The following is a 17,357-nucleotide window of genomic DNA, read 5'->3' as shown; positions in this document are numbered from 1 at the left end:
AGCTAAAACCAGCCTGGCTGCCCCCCCTGAGAGTTGTCAGCCTCAACAACACACGAGCCGGCCGGCAGGTCGGAGGCCTTCTGGGCGTCCTGCTCGACCGCGCCCGACTTGTCGCGGATGCCGCCGGAGAGTTCAGCGGCTGACGCCGGTGAGGCGGCCATGAAGCTAGGGACAGTCGCAAGCGACGTGCCTGTCAAGGCTATGACTGAAAGCGCGGTCAGGGACAAACGCGGAGCGCGCTTCTTCCTGTCCTCGCTGTTGTGTGTACGCATAAATGAGTCCTATCGAAATAGATTCGGCGGTACATGCGCCCTGAAAAGCCATCAAGAAAAACAGTGCAACAAGGGCACAACCTTGAAGGAGCGTCACCTTTCCTGTGGCTAGGCTATGACTCCACTATATGGCCGGTGTGTCCATCCATTCTACTGCGAATAGCCGCGTGGTGCACGTGATATTCCGCACCAGATGTATTTCCAGGGATTCCGCCCTATTTAATGATCGCTATTAATAGCCAAGGTCAGCGGGCTCGCTTATTGCTGGGTGTGCCAGTCCGCTCTTGGCTGCTTTCCTTGCCGTGCAGCCTACCGCCTCCACTTTCATCCACCGTCAACCCCGCCCACGTGTTTTCGGGTCACTTTGGGTCGACTGGAGGCTAAAGAGGTCGCTAGTTTGAGCCGCCAAGATTATTTCCCTCCACTTTCACCCCACCTGCGAACTTTCCCGTTTTATCAAGGAAAAGTCGACATAGGTATTTCACAGATTTTTCTCAAAACACGGGCAAACCATTTGACGGGGGAGTGAAGTGGAGTAAAGTGGGGGCTGTTGGAGCTAGATGGAGTTCGGGGAGTGGACGCCCTGAACTCCACCGCTTTCAGAAAGGGGTGGCGGTATGTTCCTTGGGACGTACACGCCACGTCTTGATGAAAAAGGACGCATCATCCTCCCGGCCAAGTTCCGGGACGAGCTCAGCAAGGGCCTCGTCCTGACCCGCGGCCAGGAACGATGCATCTACGTTTTCAGCGCTAAGGAATTCGAGGCGGTCCACGAACAACTCCGGGCCGCCCCGATGTCCTCAAAGCAAGCACGGGACTACATTCGCGTGTTCCTGTCCGGAGCCTCAGACGAGATGCCGGACAAACAGGGGCGCGTCACCATCCCTCAACCTCTGCGGGCCTACGCAGGCCTCGATCGCGACGTAACCGTGATCGGAGCCGGCAGCCGCGCAGAGATTTGGGACACCGAAGCCTGGAATAGCTACCTCACTGAGCAGGAAGACTCCTTCTCAGACACAAACGAAGAAGTGATACCCGGCTTCTTCTAAAAGGTCAGCCGGCACCTCAGCCGGCCAACCGCATAGAAGCACCGGAAACCGAGGGGCGCGCTCTCCTCCCGCGGACGCAGGTATCCCGACTCACCTTCCCCTGAGCCGGGCCACCAAATAGGTTCGCGGTGGGGGAACGAGCCCCTCGGAGCATCTTCACCACACACGAATATCTTCAACCCACACGAATTCAGTACAGACCGACCACGCAGCGGGCCGGCGCACATAGACCCAAGCCCCGCAGGAGGTGGCAGCTCAGTGCACGACGAAGCACCATTCGCCGATGCCGCGGCCACCCGCGCACAGCCCCCCGCTGAACACCAGACCCCAGCCGAACGTCACAGCGCAGCCGAACGTCATATCCCTGTACTGCTAGACCGTTGCCTCGACCTCCTCCAACCGGGCATCGACGCCGCGCGAGAAGCCGGCCGCACCCCCTGGGTCATCGACGCGACACTCGGCATGGGCGGGCACACGCACGAAATCCTCGCCCGCAACCCCGATACCCACGTGATCGGCATCGACCGCGACACCAACGCGCTCACAATGGCAACCGAACGCCTCGCCGAATACAGCGACCGGCTCGTCACATGCCACACCACCTACGAGAACATCGACACCGCACTCGAAACCGCAGGTATCGATGCCGTCGACGGCATCCTTTTCGACCTCGGTGTCTCCTCGTATCAGCTAGACGAGCGTGAACGCGGCTTCGCCTACTCCTACGACGCCCCACTCGACATGCGCATGGACACCACGTCGACGCTCACCGCGGCCGACGTCGTCAACACCTACACGCACCAACAACTCACCCGCGTACTCAAGGCATACGGCGAAGAACGGCACGCGCGCCGCATCATCGATGCGATCCTGCGCACCCGCGAAACCCAACCGTTCGCCACCACCGGGCAACTCGCGCAACTCATCATCGACGCCTACCCTCGCGGAACCAAAGGCGGCCACCCCGCCAAACGAACCTTCCAAGCGCTACGCGTAGAAGTCAACGACGAACTCGCAGTCCTCGAAGCCGCGCTCCCAGCAGCCCTCGACGCCGTCACAACAGGCGGGCGCATCGTGGTCATGAGCTACCAATCCCTCGAAGACCGGCTCGTTAAATACGCCTTCGCGGAAGCCACCACCTCATCCGCGCCAGCCGGGCTACCCATTGAACCCGAAGAACACAAAGCCCAATACCGGCTCATCACCCGGGGCAACGAAAAACCGACCTCACAAGAAGTCGAAGAAAACTCCCGCGCCGCAGCAGCCCGACTCCGCGCAGTGGAACGCATCCGCGAACCACTCAGCCGCCACCACTACAGCAACCGTTTCAGCCAACGCACCAGGAGGAACTCATGAGCGCACAACCACTGCTCAGGGTCAACCCCGACCACGCTGAACCCCAGCACTCGGGGCAAGCCTCCCACGGCGCCACGGCTGAAACGCGGACGCCGCTGTCCATCATCGAATACAAGCCCCGCAAGCGCCTGTGGAGCTTCATCGTGCTGTGCCTCGTGATCATCGGCGCCACCGTCGCAACCGCACTCGGCATCAACGTCAAAGTAGCCAAAGGCCAATACGAACTCGTCCAGCTGAACAAACAACAACAGCAGCTCGCCCAAGATAACCAGGCCCGCACCGCAGAGCTCTACAACAAAAAATCCCCACAAAACCTCGCCGCCAACGCAGCGAAACTCGGGATGACCGCCTCCGGAAGCGCCGCCACGATCGACATCGAAAAGAAGAAAATCTATGGCACCGCAACCGAAGCCAAAAAGAAAGACAAAGGCGCCGCCAACGGCCCCCACGTCAAAGCCCCACGCGCACACGACTACAACGAACGTGAACTAGCACGCGCTCGCGAAGCAATCCGCGCCAAGCAAAACGAAGCAGTCACAAAGCAACAGAACACCAGCTCGTCGATCGGATCTGCGGCTGTTCCAGGCACTGACGCCAGCGGACCAAGCGCTGCCGAGAAGACCAGCAAGGCTAACGCTAACGTGAGCGACACCCCTCAGCAGAACAACAAGGCTAAAGACACCGCCGGCAATAATAAGAAGACCGCCGACGCCCAGAAAGAAACCAAGCCGTTCGACGGCAAAGACCTCAACGGCGGAAGCATCCCCGGCCCACAAACCACCGGAGAAACCAGCGGGAACTAAACCTCATGCTGGAAACCACCCCCCTGACCTAGACCCAGGAGACACGCATGGCACGCAGCACCGCTGAACTCCGCTCCGTGAAACGCATGCGCGTGCTGCTCGCGTTCGTGATGCTGCTCATGCTCGTGCTCGCAGGGCGGATGGTCTGGGTCCAAGGGATCGACTCCAAACAAGCCGCGGCTGACGCGCTCTCCTCGCGCACCACGAAAGAAACACTCCACCCCGTCCGCGGACGCATCCTCGACCGCAACGGGGAAGTGCTCGCGATGTCCGTGGTGCGATACGACATCATCGTCAACCAAAACCTCGTCGCGGACGAATTCTCGCGGAAAAACCCAGAAACCGGGCAACGCGAAACCATCACCTCCCAACAAGCCGCGGAAGAAATCGCCTACCAACTCGGTAAAGACCCCGACGAAGTACGCGACCTCATGCTAGGAATCGAAGGCGAACGCAAAAATGGGTACTCCGTCATCGCCAAGAACGTGACGCCCAAAGTGCGTGACGAAGTCATGCGCATCGGGTTCCCATGGATGAGCACCGAACAACGCGCCCACCGCGAATACCCCAACGGGCCCATCGCCGGCCAGGTACTCGGCTTCACCAACGCCGAAGGCAAAGGCGCAACCGGCATCGAACTCTCACAACAAAAACACCTAGAAGGTATCCCCGGCGAACGCGTCTACGAACGCTCCGCTGACGGCGTGCGCATCCCCGGCGCCGCACTAGCCGAAAAAGAAGCCGTCAACGGTCAAGACGTCCAACTTTCCATCGACCAAGACATCCAATGGGCCGCGCAAGAAGCCGTGATGTCCAAACGCAAACAATTCAATGCGCTCTGGGTCAACGCCATCGTCATGGACGTCAAAACTGGCCGTATCCTCGCTATCGCCGACTCGACGCCGATGGACCCCAACGACCCCGCCGCGACCGAGGCTGACTACCGGACCTCGACAGCGATCAGCCAAGCCATCGAACCCGGCTCAACCGGCAAGATCCCAACCTTCGCCCTCGCATACGAACAAGGGAAACTCAAACCAGAAGAAAACTTCAAAGTCCCGAACAAGAAAAAATTCGGGCACGAACTCATCTCTGACTCCCTCCCACACGCGACCTTCGACATGACCGGAGCCGGCATCTTCGCGCGCTCCTACAACACCGGAACCGTCATGATCGGCGAACGCCTCAAAGACAAAGACCGCTACGAGTTCATGAAACAACTCGGCATCGGGTCATCGCTTGACGTCGGTCTCGGCCCCGGTAACCCCGGAATCCTCGTGAAACCCGAAAACTGGGACCGCCGCCAACGCCTCACCACGATGTTCGGCCAGGGCTACTCACTCTCACCCATGAACACCGCCTCGATGTTCCAAGCCATCGCCAACGGCGGAGAACGAATCACACCCACCATCGTCGACAACTACATCGACGCCGAAGGCAACAAAACCAAAGCCCCAACCGGGGAAAAGCAGCGTGTGGTCTCCAAAGACACCTCGCAGAAGATGCTGCGCACCATGGCATCCGTGGTTGAACACGGAACCGCCCAGGCCATGAAGATGCCCGGCTACCGCGTAGCAGGCAAAACCGGTACCGCGCAGGCCCAAGGACCAAGCGGTAAATTCGACCAACACTCCCAAGCCTTCGGAGGAGTCGTACCCGCAGATGACCCCCAGTACCTCGTGCTCGTGACCATGCACCACCCGAAAGGGAACTGGAAAGACTGGTCAGTAGGGGACACCTTCACCAGCATCATGGAAGCGACCGTGCGCAGCCGCGGCCTCGCCCCAAGCGACGCCAAATCAAAGGCCTATAAAGTATTCACCGGTGAGAAACAGAACTACGGATGGTAAGGAAACCCGTGTCACACACCCCCAACAGTGCGGCGCAGGCCGAACAAGCCTTCCGTCCACAGCACGCAACCGGCGCAACCCTTGCAACCCTCTTTCCGGAGGCGGAGCTCGCGCCTGACGCGGCCGAGACCCGCGTCACCGGCGTAACCCTCGACTCCCGAGCCGTCCAGCCAAGCGACCTCTACGCTGCGCTCCCCGGAGCCAAGACCCACGGCGCACGCTACGCGGCCCAAGCCATCGACGCCGGAGCCGCCGCCATCGTCACCGACGCCTCAGGCGCCGAGATCATCCACGCCGAACTCGCACGCGTCGAGGGCACCCGCACGCCCATCGTGGTCACCGAGAACCTACGCAACCGCCTCGGCAACCTCGCCGCGACCATCTACAGCGGCGGCGATGGCGCCGCGAGCAACGGTCGCCAGCTCCCGACGCTCATCGGCGTGACCGGAACCAACGGGAAAACCACCACAACCTATATGGTGCGCTCCCTGCTCAACGCCACAGGACACAACACCGGACTCATCGGAACCATCGAAATCCAATCCGGAAACGAAACCATCGAAGCCAAGCTGACCACCCCGGAAGCTACCCAGGTCCACGCGCTCCGTGCGCGCATGAGCGAATCTGGCGTCGACACCATCGCGATGGAAGTCTCATCCCACGCGATCGAATTCCACCGCATCAGCGGGCTGCTCTACGACGTGGTCGGCTTCACCAACCTCACCCAAGACCACCTCGACCTCCACGGTTCAATGGAGGAATACTTCAACGTCAAAGCCCAACTGTTCACTCCAGAACACGCGCGCACCGGCGTGGTCCTGGTCGATGACGCGTGGGGTCAGAAGCTCGCCGAAACCGCCGACATCCCGGTCCAAACACTGTCCGTATCGGGAAACGAGGCCGACTGGACTGTGAACGACATCCACCGCGAACACCTCGGCTACCGCTTCACCCTCACCGGCCCAGCCAACGACGCCGGCGCGCCACAAACGCTCGACGCGCACGTCGACATGCCAGGCGAATTCAACATCGCCAACGCGGCACTTGCGCTGGTGATGGTCATCGCCTCCGGAATGCCCGTAGCGCAACTGCAAGAAGCCATTGCGAGCGAGGCCGCGCCTCTGACCCCAAGCGTGCCCGGCCGGATGGAAGTCGTATCGACTCACCCCGCGGTCATCGTCGACTTCGCCCATAACCCCGACGCCCTCGAACGCGCCCTCGCATCGGTACGCACCGGCGAAGGCCGCGTCATCGTCGTATTCGGCGCAACAGGGGAGCGTGACCAACTCAAACGCCCCATCATGGGACGCATCGCGGCAGAAAACGCCGACGTCGTCATCGTCAGCGACGACGACCCACACGACGAAGAGCCAGCCGCCATCCGCGCTGCCGTGCTGGAGGGTGCACACGAAGCCGCCGCAACCACCGGCGCCACAGTGTTCGAAGCCGCACCACGCGCCAACGCAATCCACCAAGCCGTCCACATGGCAGGCACCGACGACGTCGTGCTACTCGCCGGCCGCGGCCACGAAACCGCGCAAGACGTCAGCGGAACCCTCGTACCCATCGACGACCGCGAAGAAGCGCGCGCCGCACTCACACAACAAAGCACCAAGAACGAGTAGAGTCAGTCAACAGAACCATGATCACTCTCAACTTGAAGCAACTCGCCGATGTCACCGGAGGCCGCATCTACGGCCCGGTGGACACCGAAGCGCACATCCAAGCAGTCACCACCGACTCCCGCGACATCACGCCCGGAGCGCTCTTCGTAGCCAAGCCAGGTGAAACCACCGACGGGCACGAATACGCCGCCGCCGCGATCAACGACGGCGCGGTAGCAGTCCTTGGGGAACGCGAAGTCACCAATGTCGATGGCCAGCCCCTGCCGATGATCATCGTGGACGACGTCGTCGCCGCGATGGGTGTGCTTGCTCGCCACGTCGTCGAAACCGTTCGCGCCAACGGCGAGCTCACCGTTATCGGGATCACCGGTTCCGCCGGCAAAACCACGACCAAAGACCTGCTTGGTGCGATCCTGAGCCACGAAGGCCCAACCGTGGTGCCGCAAGGTTCCTATAACGGCGAAGTCGGGCTGCCGCTCACCGTGTTCGACATGACGGAAAACACCCGCTATCTCGTCGCCGAAATGGGCGCGACCCGGCGCGGAAACATCGCTTACCTCGCCGACATCGTCAAACCAGACATCGGCGTTGTGTTGATGGTCGGAACCGCGCACGTCGGCGAATTCGGTGGCGTCGAAAACATTGCGCTGACTAAACGTGAACTCGTCGAAGCCGTGGGCTCCGACGGCGCAGTGGTGCTCAACCACGACGACGCGACCGTATGGAACATGCGTGAAGCCGCCCAGGCACCTGTGTGGAGCTTCAGCGAAAGCAACCCAGCGGCCGCAACAGCAGAGGGAAGCGCGAGCGAAGACCTCGCAGGCGCAGTCTACGGAACCAACGTGCACCTCGATGGCAACGGCAACCCCGTCGTCGCTATGACCTTCCCAGACGGATCCGTCCGCCAAGTGACCTCCGGCCTCGTAGGCCGCCACCATGTACCGAACATCCTGGCCGCAGCCGCCGCTGCCAGCGCGGCCGGGATCGAATCCGGGCTCATCGCAGACACCCTCTCAGGACTCGGAGCAATCTCAAGGCACCGCATGGAACGAACAGAACGCGCCGACGGCGTCACCGTCATTAACGACGCCTACAACGCCAACCCGGAATCCATGCTCGCTGCACTCCAACTGCTCGCGGAAATCGAACGCGGCAACGCACACAGCGAACCACGCCGTACGTGGGCGGTGCTGGGGGAAATGCTCGAACTCGGCGAGGACTCCATCACCGAACATGACCGCCTCGGCCGCATGGCCGTGCGCCTCAACATCTCTAAGACTGTAGTTGTGGGGCAGGGTGCCAAGCCGATCCACTCCGCCGCCGTGCAAGAGGGGTCGTGGGGCGACGAAGCGTGCTGGTTCGAAACCGCAGATGAAGCGGAAGCGTTCCTCAACGAGAACGTTCAGGCCGGCGACGTTGTGCTGTTCAAATCCTCGAACGGTGCCGGCCTACGCTGGCTCGGTGAAAAGTTCGCTCAGGCCGACGTTGCGCGGGAAGGCTGATACATGCTTGGACTCGTTCTCGGTGGCGTCATAGCCCTCATCCTTTCCTTCGCCGGCACGCCGCTGTTCATCCGCCTTGTGACTCGGCGCGGCTACGGACAGTTCGTGCGCGAAGACGGCCCGCAAAGCCACATGTCTAAACGCGGAACCCCCACGATGGGCGGCGCAGTCTTCGTGACTGCCGCGATCCTCGCGTACTTCCTGACCCACCTCATCCTGTGGCTTCTGAACTCACCAACCGCAGGGCCCACCGCATCGGGCTTGCTGCTGTTGCTGCTCATGGCCGGTATGGCCTGTGTCGGGTTCTTCGACGACTACGCCAAGATCCGCCAAGAACGCTCGCTCGGCCTGACCCCGTGGCAGAAGATCCTCGGGCAAGGCATCGTCGGTGTGGCCTTTGCGGTGCTCGCGCTCATGTTCCCAGACGAACAAGGACGCACCCCAGGCTCCATGATGATCTCCGCTGCCCGCGACATCCCGTGGCTCGACCTGAGCTTCGCAGGCCCCGTGTTCGGCGGAATCCTGTTCGTCATCTGGGCCAACTTGATCGCGACCGCAACCACCAACGGCGTCAACCTGACCGACGGCCTCGACGGCCTGGCAACCGGCATCTCGATCTTCGTGTTCTCCGCCTACGCCCTCATCGGGCTGTGGCAGGAATCCCAAACATGCGGCAATGCACGCGCAATCGAAGGCGCCTGCTACGAGGTCCGCGACCCGATGGACCTTGCGATCTGGGCAGTGATCCTCATCGGCGCGCTCGTCGGCTTCCTGTGGTGGAACACGAAACCAGCCCGCATCTTTATGGGCGACACCGGCTCGCTCGCACTCGGCGGCGCTGTCGCCGCGTTCGCGATCCTCGGCCGCACCCAGCTGCTGCTCATCGTGATCGCCGGCATGTTCGTGCTGATCTCGCTGTCCGTCATCATTCAGGTCGGCTATTTCAAGATCTCGGGCGGTAAGCGCGTGTTCCTCATGGCGCCGCTGCAGCACCACTTCGAGCTCAAAGGCTGGCAGGAAGTCACCGTTGTGGTGCGTTTCTGGATCCTCGGAGGCCTCTTCGTGATCGCGGGCCTCTGCTTGTTCTACCTTGACTGGCTGGTGAGAGTATGACCGAGCAACGACCCATGCTGGGTGGGCTTGAACATCTTGACTCGTGGGGAGCCGACTGGGCTGGCCTGCGCGTCGTCGTAGCCGGAATCGGCGCGAGCGGTTTCGCCGCAGCCGACACCCTGATTGAGCTCGGCGCCAAGGTCGCGGTGGTCGACGGCGTGGATAACGAATACAACCGCGAACGCAAGCAGACCCTCGAGATCGTTGGCGCTGTTTCGGTTGCGCTCGGCGAAGAGCACGTCAAAGCGCTGCCGACGGTCGATGGTGGAAAGCCTGACCTGGTGATTGTTTCGCCAGGGTGGCGGCCTACGCATCCGTTGCTGGTTGAGGCTCGCGAGGCCGGGATTCCGGTGTGGAGCGAGATTGAGCTTGCGTGGCGCGTGCGCGATGGCCGCGAACTCGCGCAACCGGCCGAATGGCTGTGCGTTACCGGAACCAACGGTAAAACCACAACCGTCACGATGGCGGCCGAGATGCTCCGCCAGGACGGTTTCCGCGCGATCGCAGTCGGCAACGTGGGAACCCCAGTGCTGGATGCGATCCGTGATCCGGAGGGCTTCGACGTGCTGGTGGTTGAGCTTTCGAGCTTCCAGCTGCACCACACGTATTCGGTTTCGCCTCTGGCTTCGACAGTTCTTAACATCGCTGAGGATCATGTCGATTGGCACGGCGGCTTCGAACGGTACAAGGCCGATAAAGCCAAGATCTATGAGCGCACCAAGATCGCGGCGATCTTCAACGCTGAAGATCCGGTAACGCTCACGATGGTCGAAGACGCCGATGTGGTTGAAGGCTGCCGCGGGATCGGTTTCACGACCAAGAGCCCTGCGGTTTCGATGCTGGGCGTGGTCGAAGACCTCCTGGTGGACCGTGCATACATCGCGGAACGCCGCACACAGGCTCAGGAGCTTGCCCAGCTGTCCGATCTGGGCCCGCGCCCAGCGCACCACACGGTCGCGAACGCGTTGGCCGCGGCAGCACTGACACGTGCCGCTGGCATCAACGCCGAAGGCGTTGCCGCCGGCCTGCGAGCCTATGACCGCGGTGAACACCGCATCCAGACCATCGCCGAAGCCAACGGCGTCACGTGGGTCGATGACTCTAAAGCGACTAACCCTCACGCAGCCCACGCGGCACTCGCCGCATACCCCACGGTTGTGTGGATCGCCGGCGGGCTGGCCAAGGGCGTTGAGTACCACGAACTCGTTCAACAGCACAGCCATCACCTGCGCGCGGTAGTGCTCATCGGAACCGATACGAGCGCACTTGAGGAAGCTCTCAGTCAACACGCGCCCGACGTTCCCGTTCTACGCACCCAGGTGGGAGAAACTGGAGAACCAACCGAGGTCACCCCAGAGCTCGGCGAGGCCGTCATGAACCAAGCCGTCCAGCATGCGTTGAGCGTCGCGCAGGAAGGCGACACGGTTCTGCTGGCTCCCGCATCGGCGTCGATGGATCAGTTCGTTTCCTACGCCGCACGCGGGCATGCGTTCGCGAAGGCCGTGACGGACGCACTCAACAACTCAACCGAGTAACGGCGCACAAACAAGGCAACATACCGGATCATTGCAGGAGGTACCCATGGCCAGCACCAAGCCACGCGTGGGTTTCCTGCGCAGGCAGCTGAGCCGCATCGAACTCACCGATGCCGCGGGGCTACGCACTACGGTCTACGTCCTCGTAGCGGCAACCCTGTTGCTGACCGCGTTCGGTTTCGTGATGGTGCTGTCCTCCTCAGCGGTCGAGTTCGTTTCCGCTGACCGCGACCCGTATTCGTTGTTCATCAAGCAAGCGACGTTCGGCGTCATGGGCATCATCGCGATGTTCCTCATCATGGCGATGCCCACGGAATGGCTCAAGCGGTTCGCGTGGCTCGCGATGCTCGGGATGATCGGCCTGCTCGGGCTTGTCTTGCTGATCGGTGTGAACGTCAACGGTAATAAGAACTGGCTCCAGTTTGGCCCGGTGACGTTGCAGCCTTCGGAGATGCTCAAGCCGGTCATGGTTCTGTTCGCTGCAACCATGTTCGAGCGTAAGCGCCGCTTGATGGATAAGCCGGTACATGCGCTGGTTCCGGTTGCGTTGGTTGTGGGGCTGGCGATCGGGCTTGTCATGCTCGGTAAAGACCTCGGCCAGGTTCTGGTTCTTTCATCCATTCTTGCGGTGATGTACCTGGTTTCGGGTGCTCCGTGGCGTGTTCTGGGTCTGCTGGGTGCCGCCGGCCTGGCGATGGTCATAGCCGCTATTGTGGTGAGCCCTAACCGCATCATGCGTATTTTGTCTTTCGCGGGTAAGGGTGCCGAGGACGATGCGCAGGGCCTTGGTTTCCAGGCGTTGCAGGGCCGTTTTGCGTTGGCTTCGGGCGGCTGGACGGGTGTGGGGCTTGGCCAGTCGCGCTTGAAGTGGAGCTACATTCCGGAAGCGCAGAATGACTTCATCATGGCGATCATCGGTGAAGAGATCGGTTTGTGGGGCACGCTCACGATTATCGCGGCGTTCGTTGTGATGATCGTGTGCATATACCGGATCGGGTTCCGCGGCGATTCGCTGTATTCGCGGGTTGTGTGTGGCGGCGTTTTGGCGTGGATCGCGATTCAGGCTTTCGTGAACATCGGTATGGTTTCTGGTTTGCTTCCGGTGATCGGTGTTCCGTTGCCGTTTATTTCGTATGGTGGCTCGGCGTTGTTGTCTACGCTGGTGGGTGTCGGTTTGGTGTTGAATATTGCACGGGCTGAGATTATGGCCACGCAGCGGGCGGTATCCGTTGACGCGCCGGCTGTTGAAAGCAATGGCGTGTAGCTGTGGTTAGGAAGGGATCAGGCGTGGGCTCTGGACTGTCTGTTGTGTTTGCCGGCGGTGGCTCCGCGGGGCATGTTTCGCCGTTGTTGGCGATGGCGCGGGCGGTGCGCAAGAAGATGCCTGAGGCCCGCATCACGGTAGTGGGTACGCCGGAGGGTTTGGAAACTCGTTTGGTTCCGCAGGCGGGTTTTGATCTTGAGTTGATTCCGAAGGCCCCGATGCCGCGCAGGTTGAATAAGGCTGCGTTGCAGTTCCCGCGCAAGTATTTGCAGGCGCAGCGTCGTGCGGCACAGATTCTGCGGGATGTTGATGCCGATGTGGTGGTCGGCGTGGGTGGGTATGTGTGCCCGCCGATGTATAAGGCTGCTTTCCGTGCGAAGGTTCCGGTGGTGATTCACGAGGCAAACATTCGCGCGGGTATGGCTAACAAGATGGGCGCCAAGAAGGCGGCCTTCGTTGGCACGGCGTTCGCGGAGACCAAGATCCCTGGCGCTCAGCATGTGGGGATGCCGATGCGGGATGAGATTGCGCATCTGGACCGTGCGGCGGGTGCTGCTGATGCGCGCCGCGGATTCGGTTTGGACCCGGACACCCCGACGTTGTTGGTCACTGGTGGTTCGCTGGGTGCCGTGAATCTCAACAAGGCTCTGGCTGGCGCTGTCGAGGAGCTGACCCGGAACGGTGTGCAGGTTCTGCACATCACGGGTGAAGGCAAAGGGATTGAGGCTCAGGGCGCGGAGGGTGGTGCCGCGTATGTTCAGGTCCCTTACGTTGACGCTATGGAGCGGGCATACGAGGCCGCTGATGTGATTGTGTGCCGTTCCGGCGCGGGCACGGTGTGCGAGATCGCGGCCGCAGGTTTGCCGAGCATCCTGGTTCCGCTTCCGGTGGGTAACGGCGAGCAGGCGCTCAACGGCAAGGTCTTGGTCGATGCTCACGCCGCGCTCATGGTTGATGACGCCGAGCTCACGAGCGACTGGCTCACTGAGAATGTCATGGCACTTTTCAATGATCCGGTGCGCCTTGAACGGATGGGCATCGCGGCGGCTACCGTTGGTATTACAGACGCGGCGCAGACCATGGCGGCCACCATCGTCGACATCGCTGCTGACCACGCATCTAAATAATCATTCGAGGCCGTGACTCCACCGGTAAAGGTGGTGCTGGCCGTAAGTGGAGGAACCACACCATGACTGCATCGGGTTCTGATGCCCGCTCTGAAGGCCGAAGTATCGAGGATCTGAGTCTGCGTGACTTGGGTCCGGTGCATTTCTTGGGCATCGGGGGTGTTGGGGTTTCCGCGGTCGCGCGGCTGTACCTTGCGGCCGGTGTGGAGGTTTCCGGTACCGATGCGAAGGACCTCCCTGTTTTGCGTGAGCTTGAGGCGGCTGGCGCGCGGACGTTTGTTGGTTTCAAGCCTCGGCACGTCGAGGGTGCGGAGACGATCGTGATGTCGTCCGCGATCCGGGACGATAACCCTGAGCTGGTCGAGGCCCGTGAGCGTGGTCTGCGGGTTCTGCATCGGTCCGAGGGGCTTGCGTTGCTCATGAAGGGCCGTAGCTCGGTTACTGTTGCCGGTACGCACGGCAAAACAACCACGAGCTCGATGATCACGACGATGCTGACCAAGTTGGGCGCGGATCCGTCGTTTGCGGTCGGCGCGACGGTGGGTGGTCTGGGCACGAACGCGGCCGCTGGTGGCGGCGATGTTTTCGTTGCCGAGGCCGATGAGTCGGACGGTTCGTTCTTGAACTATGAGCCGAACATCGCAGTGGTGACCAACATCGAGCCGGACCACCTGGACCACTACGGGACGCCCGAGGCCGTTGCCGAGGCGTTCGAAAAGCATGTGCAGCGCGTCCCGGAGGACGGCGCTGTGGTGGTGTGCCTGGATGACGCGGGTGCAGCCGAGCTTGCCCAGAAGGTTTCCGCGTACGGCCATGGCCCGAGGGTGGTCGGCTATGGTTTCACCCCTGATGCGGATGTGCGGGTGTCTCGCATGCAACCGCAGGGCACAGGCATGACGGCTAAGGTCACGACCCGTAAGGGCGTAGCTCAGCTGAGCCTGCCGTTCCCTGGCGCGCACAATGTCTTGAACGCGAGCGCCGCTATTGCGGTGGGTGTCCTGCTCGGTTTCGATCCGCAAGAGTGCGCCGATGCGCTGGCTGATTTCAAGGGCGCCTCGCGACGTTTCGATTTCAAGGGTGAGGCGCGCGGCGTGCGTGTCTATGACGACTATGCGCACCATCCAACCGAGGTTACGGCGGCGCTGGGTGCTGCTCGCGACGTCGCGGAGGAAGGACGCGTGCACGCCGTATTCCAGCCGCATTTGTTCTCCCGTACGCGGGATTTCGCACACGGTTTCGCTGACGCCGTTTCGCTCGCTGACACTGTGACGTTGCTGCCGATCTACCCGGCCCGCGAGGATCCGATCCCGGGGGTTACTACGCAGCTGATCGCGGACCACGTGGGTGTTGAACACGCCCTGGTTGACGCCGAAGACGTTCCTGCACGGATGGCTGAGCTTGCCCGCCCAGGGGACGTGATCCTGACGCTAGGTGCAGGCGATGTGACTGCGTTGGGTCCGCAGATCGTCGACGAGATTGCTGAGCACGGCTTTGACGATGCCGAAAGCGGTGAAAGCTACAACGGATGAGTTCTGACGACGAGTTTGAGTTCAGCGCTGTAGCTCACCCACGGAAGCCAGCGGCTGGTAACGCCGGTGCTGACGCTGGTGACTCTGCCGCTGGTGACTTTGCCGCGAATGGTGCTGCTGATGCCAGCACCGGCGATGCTGAGCCTACGCCGATCCGCCCGCACAAGAAGGATCGTGCACGGCGCCGCAAGATTCTGCGCTTCAGTATTGGCGCGGGCGTATTCGTGTTGGTTGTGGGCGGCTTGGTGGGTCTTTCGCTCAGCCCGCTCGCAGCGGTTAAGAACGTGAGCGTTTCAGGTGCTCAACTCGCGGATACCGACAAGCTCGTCGAGGCGCTCGAACCTCTCAAAGGCAAAGCCGTAGGTAGCCTCAACAACAAGGAAATCTATCGGCTGCTAAAGAAGTTCGCAGCGGTTCAGGACGTCCGGATCCAGCTGGATGGGCCGCGCGATGTGCGCGTTGAGATCGTGGAGCACCGACAGGTTGCTGTCATGGAACGTGACGGTAAGCGGTGGGTCGTGGGTGACAACGGTGTTCCGCTTAAGGTCGTATCCGGTAAGGAAGGCGAGAAGCTTCCGCTGGTCCGGGTTCCGGAGAAGGACCCAGGGCATCAGATTTTCGATGGCCTGGTTGAATCGCTCTCTGAGCTTCCGTCTGGAGTGCTCGGATCGCTTAAGGAAGCGGAAGCGAAATCCGTGGACACCATCACGTTCACGCTGAGGGATGGCCGGAAGATCGTATGGGGAAGCGCTACCGAGGGCCCTATGAAAGCCGCGCTAGTTGAGACGTTCCTGAAGCAAAAAGACATCAAGGACAAAGTCTTTGATGTCTCGACGCCTCAGCGTCCAGTAACGCGTAATAAGTAGGTGACCTGGCTCGGAGTCTCAACCGCCAGACTCTCAACCAACGGTTGAAAGATCGGGCTCAGAAAACCGTCGAATCTGCCGCAAGAGGGTCGAAAACATTCACAGCGCAACGACACGCCGAACGCAAGGTTTGAAGCAACCTAGCGCGGGCGGTTTACTCAATACATAGGCTCGGAGATCGCTTCAGCACCATGCCTATACATGGATCGCATGATGCTCCGGCGTCAGCTTAACTTTTACGAGCAAACAACTACGAGCAGGGGACCCGAAACGTGGCAGTTGGACAAGAAAACATCGCCGTCATCAAGGTGGTTGGTGTTGGCGGCGGTGGCATCAACGCAGTCAATCGAATGATCGAAGAAGGCCTCCGTGGCGTCGAGTTCATTGCGATCAACACAGACCTTCAGGCCCTCATGTTGTCAGAAGCGGATGTCACGCTTGAGATCGGCCGTGAACTGACCCGTGGCCTCGGCGCCGGCGCCAACCCAGACGTTGGCCGCCAGGCAGCAGAAGACCACGAAGACGAAATCAGCGACCTCCTCAGCGGCGCGGACATGGTCTTCGTGACCGCAGGTGAAGGTGGCGGTACCGGTACCGGCGCAGCACCAGTCGTCGCCCGCATCGCCCGCTCGCTCGGCGCACTCACCATCGGTGTTGTGACCCGTCCGTTCACGTTCGAAGGCCGCCGCCGCGCTAACTCGGCAGAGTCCGGCATCGACGCGTTGCGCGACGAAGTTGACACGCTCATCGTGATTCCAAACGACCGCTTGCTTGCGATCTCCGACGAGCGCATCACGATGATGGACGCGTTCAAGGCCGCCGACCAGGTTCTGCTTTCCGGTGTTCAGGGCATCACCGACCTCATCACGACCCCGGGTGTTATCAACCTCGACTTCGCGGACGTCAAGACCGTCATGGAAGGCGCAGGTTCCGCTCTCATGGGTATCGGTGCCGCAAGCGGCGAAAACCGTGCGCTTGACGCGGCCGAACAGGCCATCGCGTCGCCACTTCTGGAAGCATCCATCGAAGGCGCGCAGGGCGTTCTGCTGTCCTTCCAGGGTGGCTCGGACCTCGGCCTGTTCGAGATCAACGACGCCGCACGCCTCGTGCAGGAAGTCGTCCACCCAGAGGCCAACATCATCCTCGGTTCCGCAATCGACGAATCGATGGGCGATCAGATCCGCATCACCGTCATCGCAGCCGGTTTCGACCAGGTCGACAAGACCTCCCGCCCAGCGCAGAGCGCCCAGGCTGGCCAGCAGTCAGTCCCTTCCCGCGTAGACGAGCAGGGCGCTGCAAGCAAGGAAGCTGCGCCGGCCGCATCCCAGCACCAGGCGCAGGATCAGGGTCAGCAGATTCCAGACAGCATCGAGGAAGACGCGGACAGCGATGTCCCAGAGGTCGTTGAGCCGGTCATGCCACCGGGACGCGATTCCCTCGACGTTCCGGACTTCTTGAAGTAATCC

14 protein-coding genes are annotated in these 17,357 nt (G+C 61.4%); 13 read left to right on the top strand and 1 reads right to left on the bottom strand.

The features are described 5' to 3' along the window. Positions 1-2: 2 nt before the first annotated feature. Positions 3-272, bottom strand: a complete 270-nt coding sequence (locus tag JOD50_RS10305; RefSeq protein ID WP_239541476.1) for a hypothetical protein — start codon at positions 270-272, stop codon at positions 3-5. A 617-nt stretch (positions 273-889) separates the two neighbouring features. Here JOD50_RS10305 and mraZ point away from each other — a divergent pair. From mraZ to ftsZ, 13 genes are all read left to right on the top strand, one after another. After that, on the top strand, positions 890-1,321 hold the full coding sequence (gene mraZ, locus JOD50_RS00495; protein ID WP_101629624.1) for a division/cell wall cluster transcriptional repressor MraZ: 432 nt from the start codon (positions 890-892) through the stop codon (positions 1,319-1,321). A gap of 360 nt (positions 1,322-1,681) precedes the next feature. Further along, positions 1,682-2,677 carry a 16S rRNA (cytosine(1402)-N(4))-methyltransferase RsmH gene (rsmH, locus tag JOD50_RS00490; RefSeq protein WP_338052110.1) on the top strand — a complete coding sequence of 332 codons (996 nt, stop codon included), beginning with the start codon at positions 1,682-1,684 and terminating at the stop codon, positions 2,675-2,677. Then, positions 2,674-3,480 carry a cell division protein FtsL gene (gene ftsL, locus JOD50_RS00485; protein ID WP_204880004.1) on the top strand — a complete coding sequence of 269 codons (807 nt, stop codon included), beginning with the start codon at positions 2,674-2,676 and terminating at the stop codon, positions 3,478-3,480. The genes rsmH and ftsL overlap by 4 nt, the downstream gene beginning before the upstream one ends. Before the next feature lie 47 nt (positions 3,481-3,527). Then, on the top strand, positions 3,528-5,330 hold the full coding sequence (locus JOD50_RS00480; RefSeq protein WP_239541475.1) for a peptidoglycan D,D-transpeptidase FtsI family protein: 1,803 nt from the start codon (positions 3,528-3,530) through the stop codon (positions 5,328-5,330). An 8-nt stretch (positions 5,331-5,338) separates the two neighbouring features. Beyond that, on the top strand, positions 5,339-6,955 hold the full coding sequence (locus JOD50_RS00475; RefSeq protein ID WP_204880003.1) for a UDP-N-acetylmuramoyl-L-alanyl-D-glutamate--2,6-diaminopimelate ligase: 1,617 nt from the start codon (positions 5,339-5,341) through the stop codon (positions 6,953-6,955). A 17-nt stretch (positions 6,956-6,972) separates the two neighbouring features. Beyond that, positions 6,973-8,457 carry a UDP-N-acetylmuramoyl-tripeptide--D-alanyl-D-alanine ligase gene (locus JOD50_RS00470; protein ID WP_204880002.1) on the top strand — a complete coding sequence of 495 codons (1,485 nt, stop codon included), beginning with the start codon at positions 6,973-6,975 and terminating at the stop codon, positions 8,455-8,457. Positions 8,458-8,460: 3 nt separating this feature from the next. After that, positions 8,461-9,570, top strand: a complete 1,110-nt coding sequence (mraY, locus tag JOD50_RS00465; RefSeq protein WP_204880001.1) for a phospho-N-acetylmuramoyl-pentapeptide-transferase — start codon at positions 8,461-8,463, stop codon at positions 9,568-9,570. Then, a complete protein-coding gene (gene murD, locus JOD50_RS00460; RefSeq protein ID WP_204880000.1) occupies positions 9,567-11,105 on the top strand; it encodes a UDP-N-acetylmuramoyl-L-alanine--D-glutamate ligase in 1,539 nt (512 codons plus the stop codon). Before mraY ends, murD begins: the two co-directional genes overlap by 4 nt. A gap of 46 nt (positions 11,106-11,151) precedes the next feature. Further along, complete coding sequence (gene ftsW, locus JOD50_RS00455) at positions 11,152-12,369, top strand: putative lipid II flippase FtsW (RefSeq protein WP_204879999.1); 1,218 nt, start codon at positions 11,152-11,154, stop codon at positions 12,367-12,369. 23 nt (positions 12,370-12,392) lie between these two features. Further along, entirely contained in the window at positions 12,393-13,496 is a 1,104-nt protein-coding gene (gene murG / locus JOD50_RS00450; protein ID WP_204879998.1) for an undecaprenyldiphospho-muramoylpentapeptide beta-N-acetylglucosaminyltransferase, read from the top strand. A gap of 62 nt (positions 13,497-13,558) precedes the next feature. Beyond that, on the top strand, positions 13,559-15,025 hold the full coding sequence (murC, locus tag JOD50_RS00445; protein ID WP_204879997.1) for a UDP-N-acetylmuramate--L-alanine ligase: 1,467 nt from the start codon (positions 13,559-13,561) through the stop codon (positions 15,023-15,025). Further along, a complete protein-coding gene (locus JOD50_RS00440) occupies positions 15,022-15,891 on the top strand; it encodes a cell division protein FtsQ/DivIB (RefSeq protein WP_204879996.1) in 870 nt (289 codons plus the stop codon). The genes murC and JOD50_RS00440 overlap by 4 nt, the downstream gene beginning before the upstream one ends. Positions 15,892-16,163: 272 nt before the next feature. Beyond that, positions 16,164-17,354 (top strand): cell division protein FtsZ, encoded by a 1,191-nt coding sequence (gene ftsZ / locus JOD50_RS00435; protein WP_204879995.1) that lies wholly within the window; start codon positions 16,164-16,166, stop codon positions 17,352-17,354. Positions 17,355-17,357 lie beyond the last annotated feature (3 nt).

Origin of the sequence: Pseudoglutamicibacter cumminsii (genome assembly GCF_016907775.1) — a bacterium.
Classification (GTDB): domain Bacteria; phylum Actinomycetota; class Actinomycetes; order Actinomycetales; family Micrococcaceae; genus Pseudoglutamicibacter; species Pseudoglutamicibacter cumminsii.
The sequence above is the reverse complement of the archived record's forward strand: the minus strand, read 5'-3'. Positions and strand labels throughout refer to the sequence as shown.

Bases quoted from the DNA above. Each gene is read 5' to 3' on its own strand.
- JOD50_RS10305 (WP_239541476.1), bottom strand. From the start codon at position 272: ATGCGTACACACAACAGCGAGGACAGGAAGAAGCGCGCTCCGCGTTTG.
- mraZ (WP_101629624.1), top strand. From the start codon at position 890: ATGTTCCTTGGGACGTACACGCCACGTCTTGATGAAAAAGGACGCATC.
- ftsL (WP_204880004.1), top strand. From the start codon at position 2,674: ATGAGCGCACAACCACTGCTCAGGGTCAACCCCGACCACGCTGAACCC.
- JOD50_RS00480 (WP_239541475.1), top strand. From the start codon at position 3,528: ATGGCACGCAGCACCGCTGAACTCCGCTCCGTGAAACGCATGCGCGTG.
- JOD50_RS00470 (WP_204880002.1), top strand. From the start codon at position 6,973: ATGATCACTCTCAACTTGAAGCAACTCGCCGATGTCACCGGAGGCCGC.
- mraY (WP_204880001.1), top strand. From the start codon at position 8,461: ATGCTTGGACTCGTTCTCGGTGGCGTCATAGCCCTCATCCTTTCCTTC.
- murD (WP_204880000.1), top strand. From the start codon at position 9,567: ATGACCGAGCAACGACCCATGCTGGGTGGGCTTGAACATCTTGACTCG.
- ftsW (WP_204879999.1), top strand. From the start codon at position 11,152: ATGGCCAGCACCAAGCCACGCGTGGGTTTCCTGCGCAGGCAGCTGAGC.
- murC (WP_204879997.1), top strand. From the start codon at position 13,559: ATGACTGCATCGGGTTCTGATGCCCGCTCTGAAGGCCGAAGTATCGAG.
- JOD50_RS00440 (WP_204879996.1), top strand. From the start codon at position 15,022: ATGAGTTCTGACGACGAGTTTGAGTTCAGCGCTGTAGCTCACCCACGG.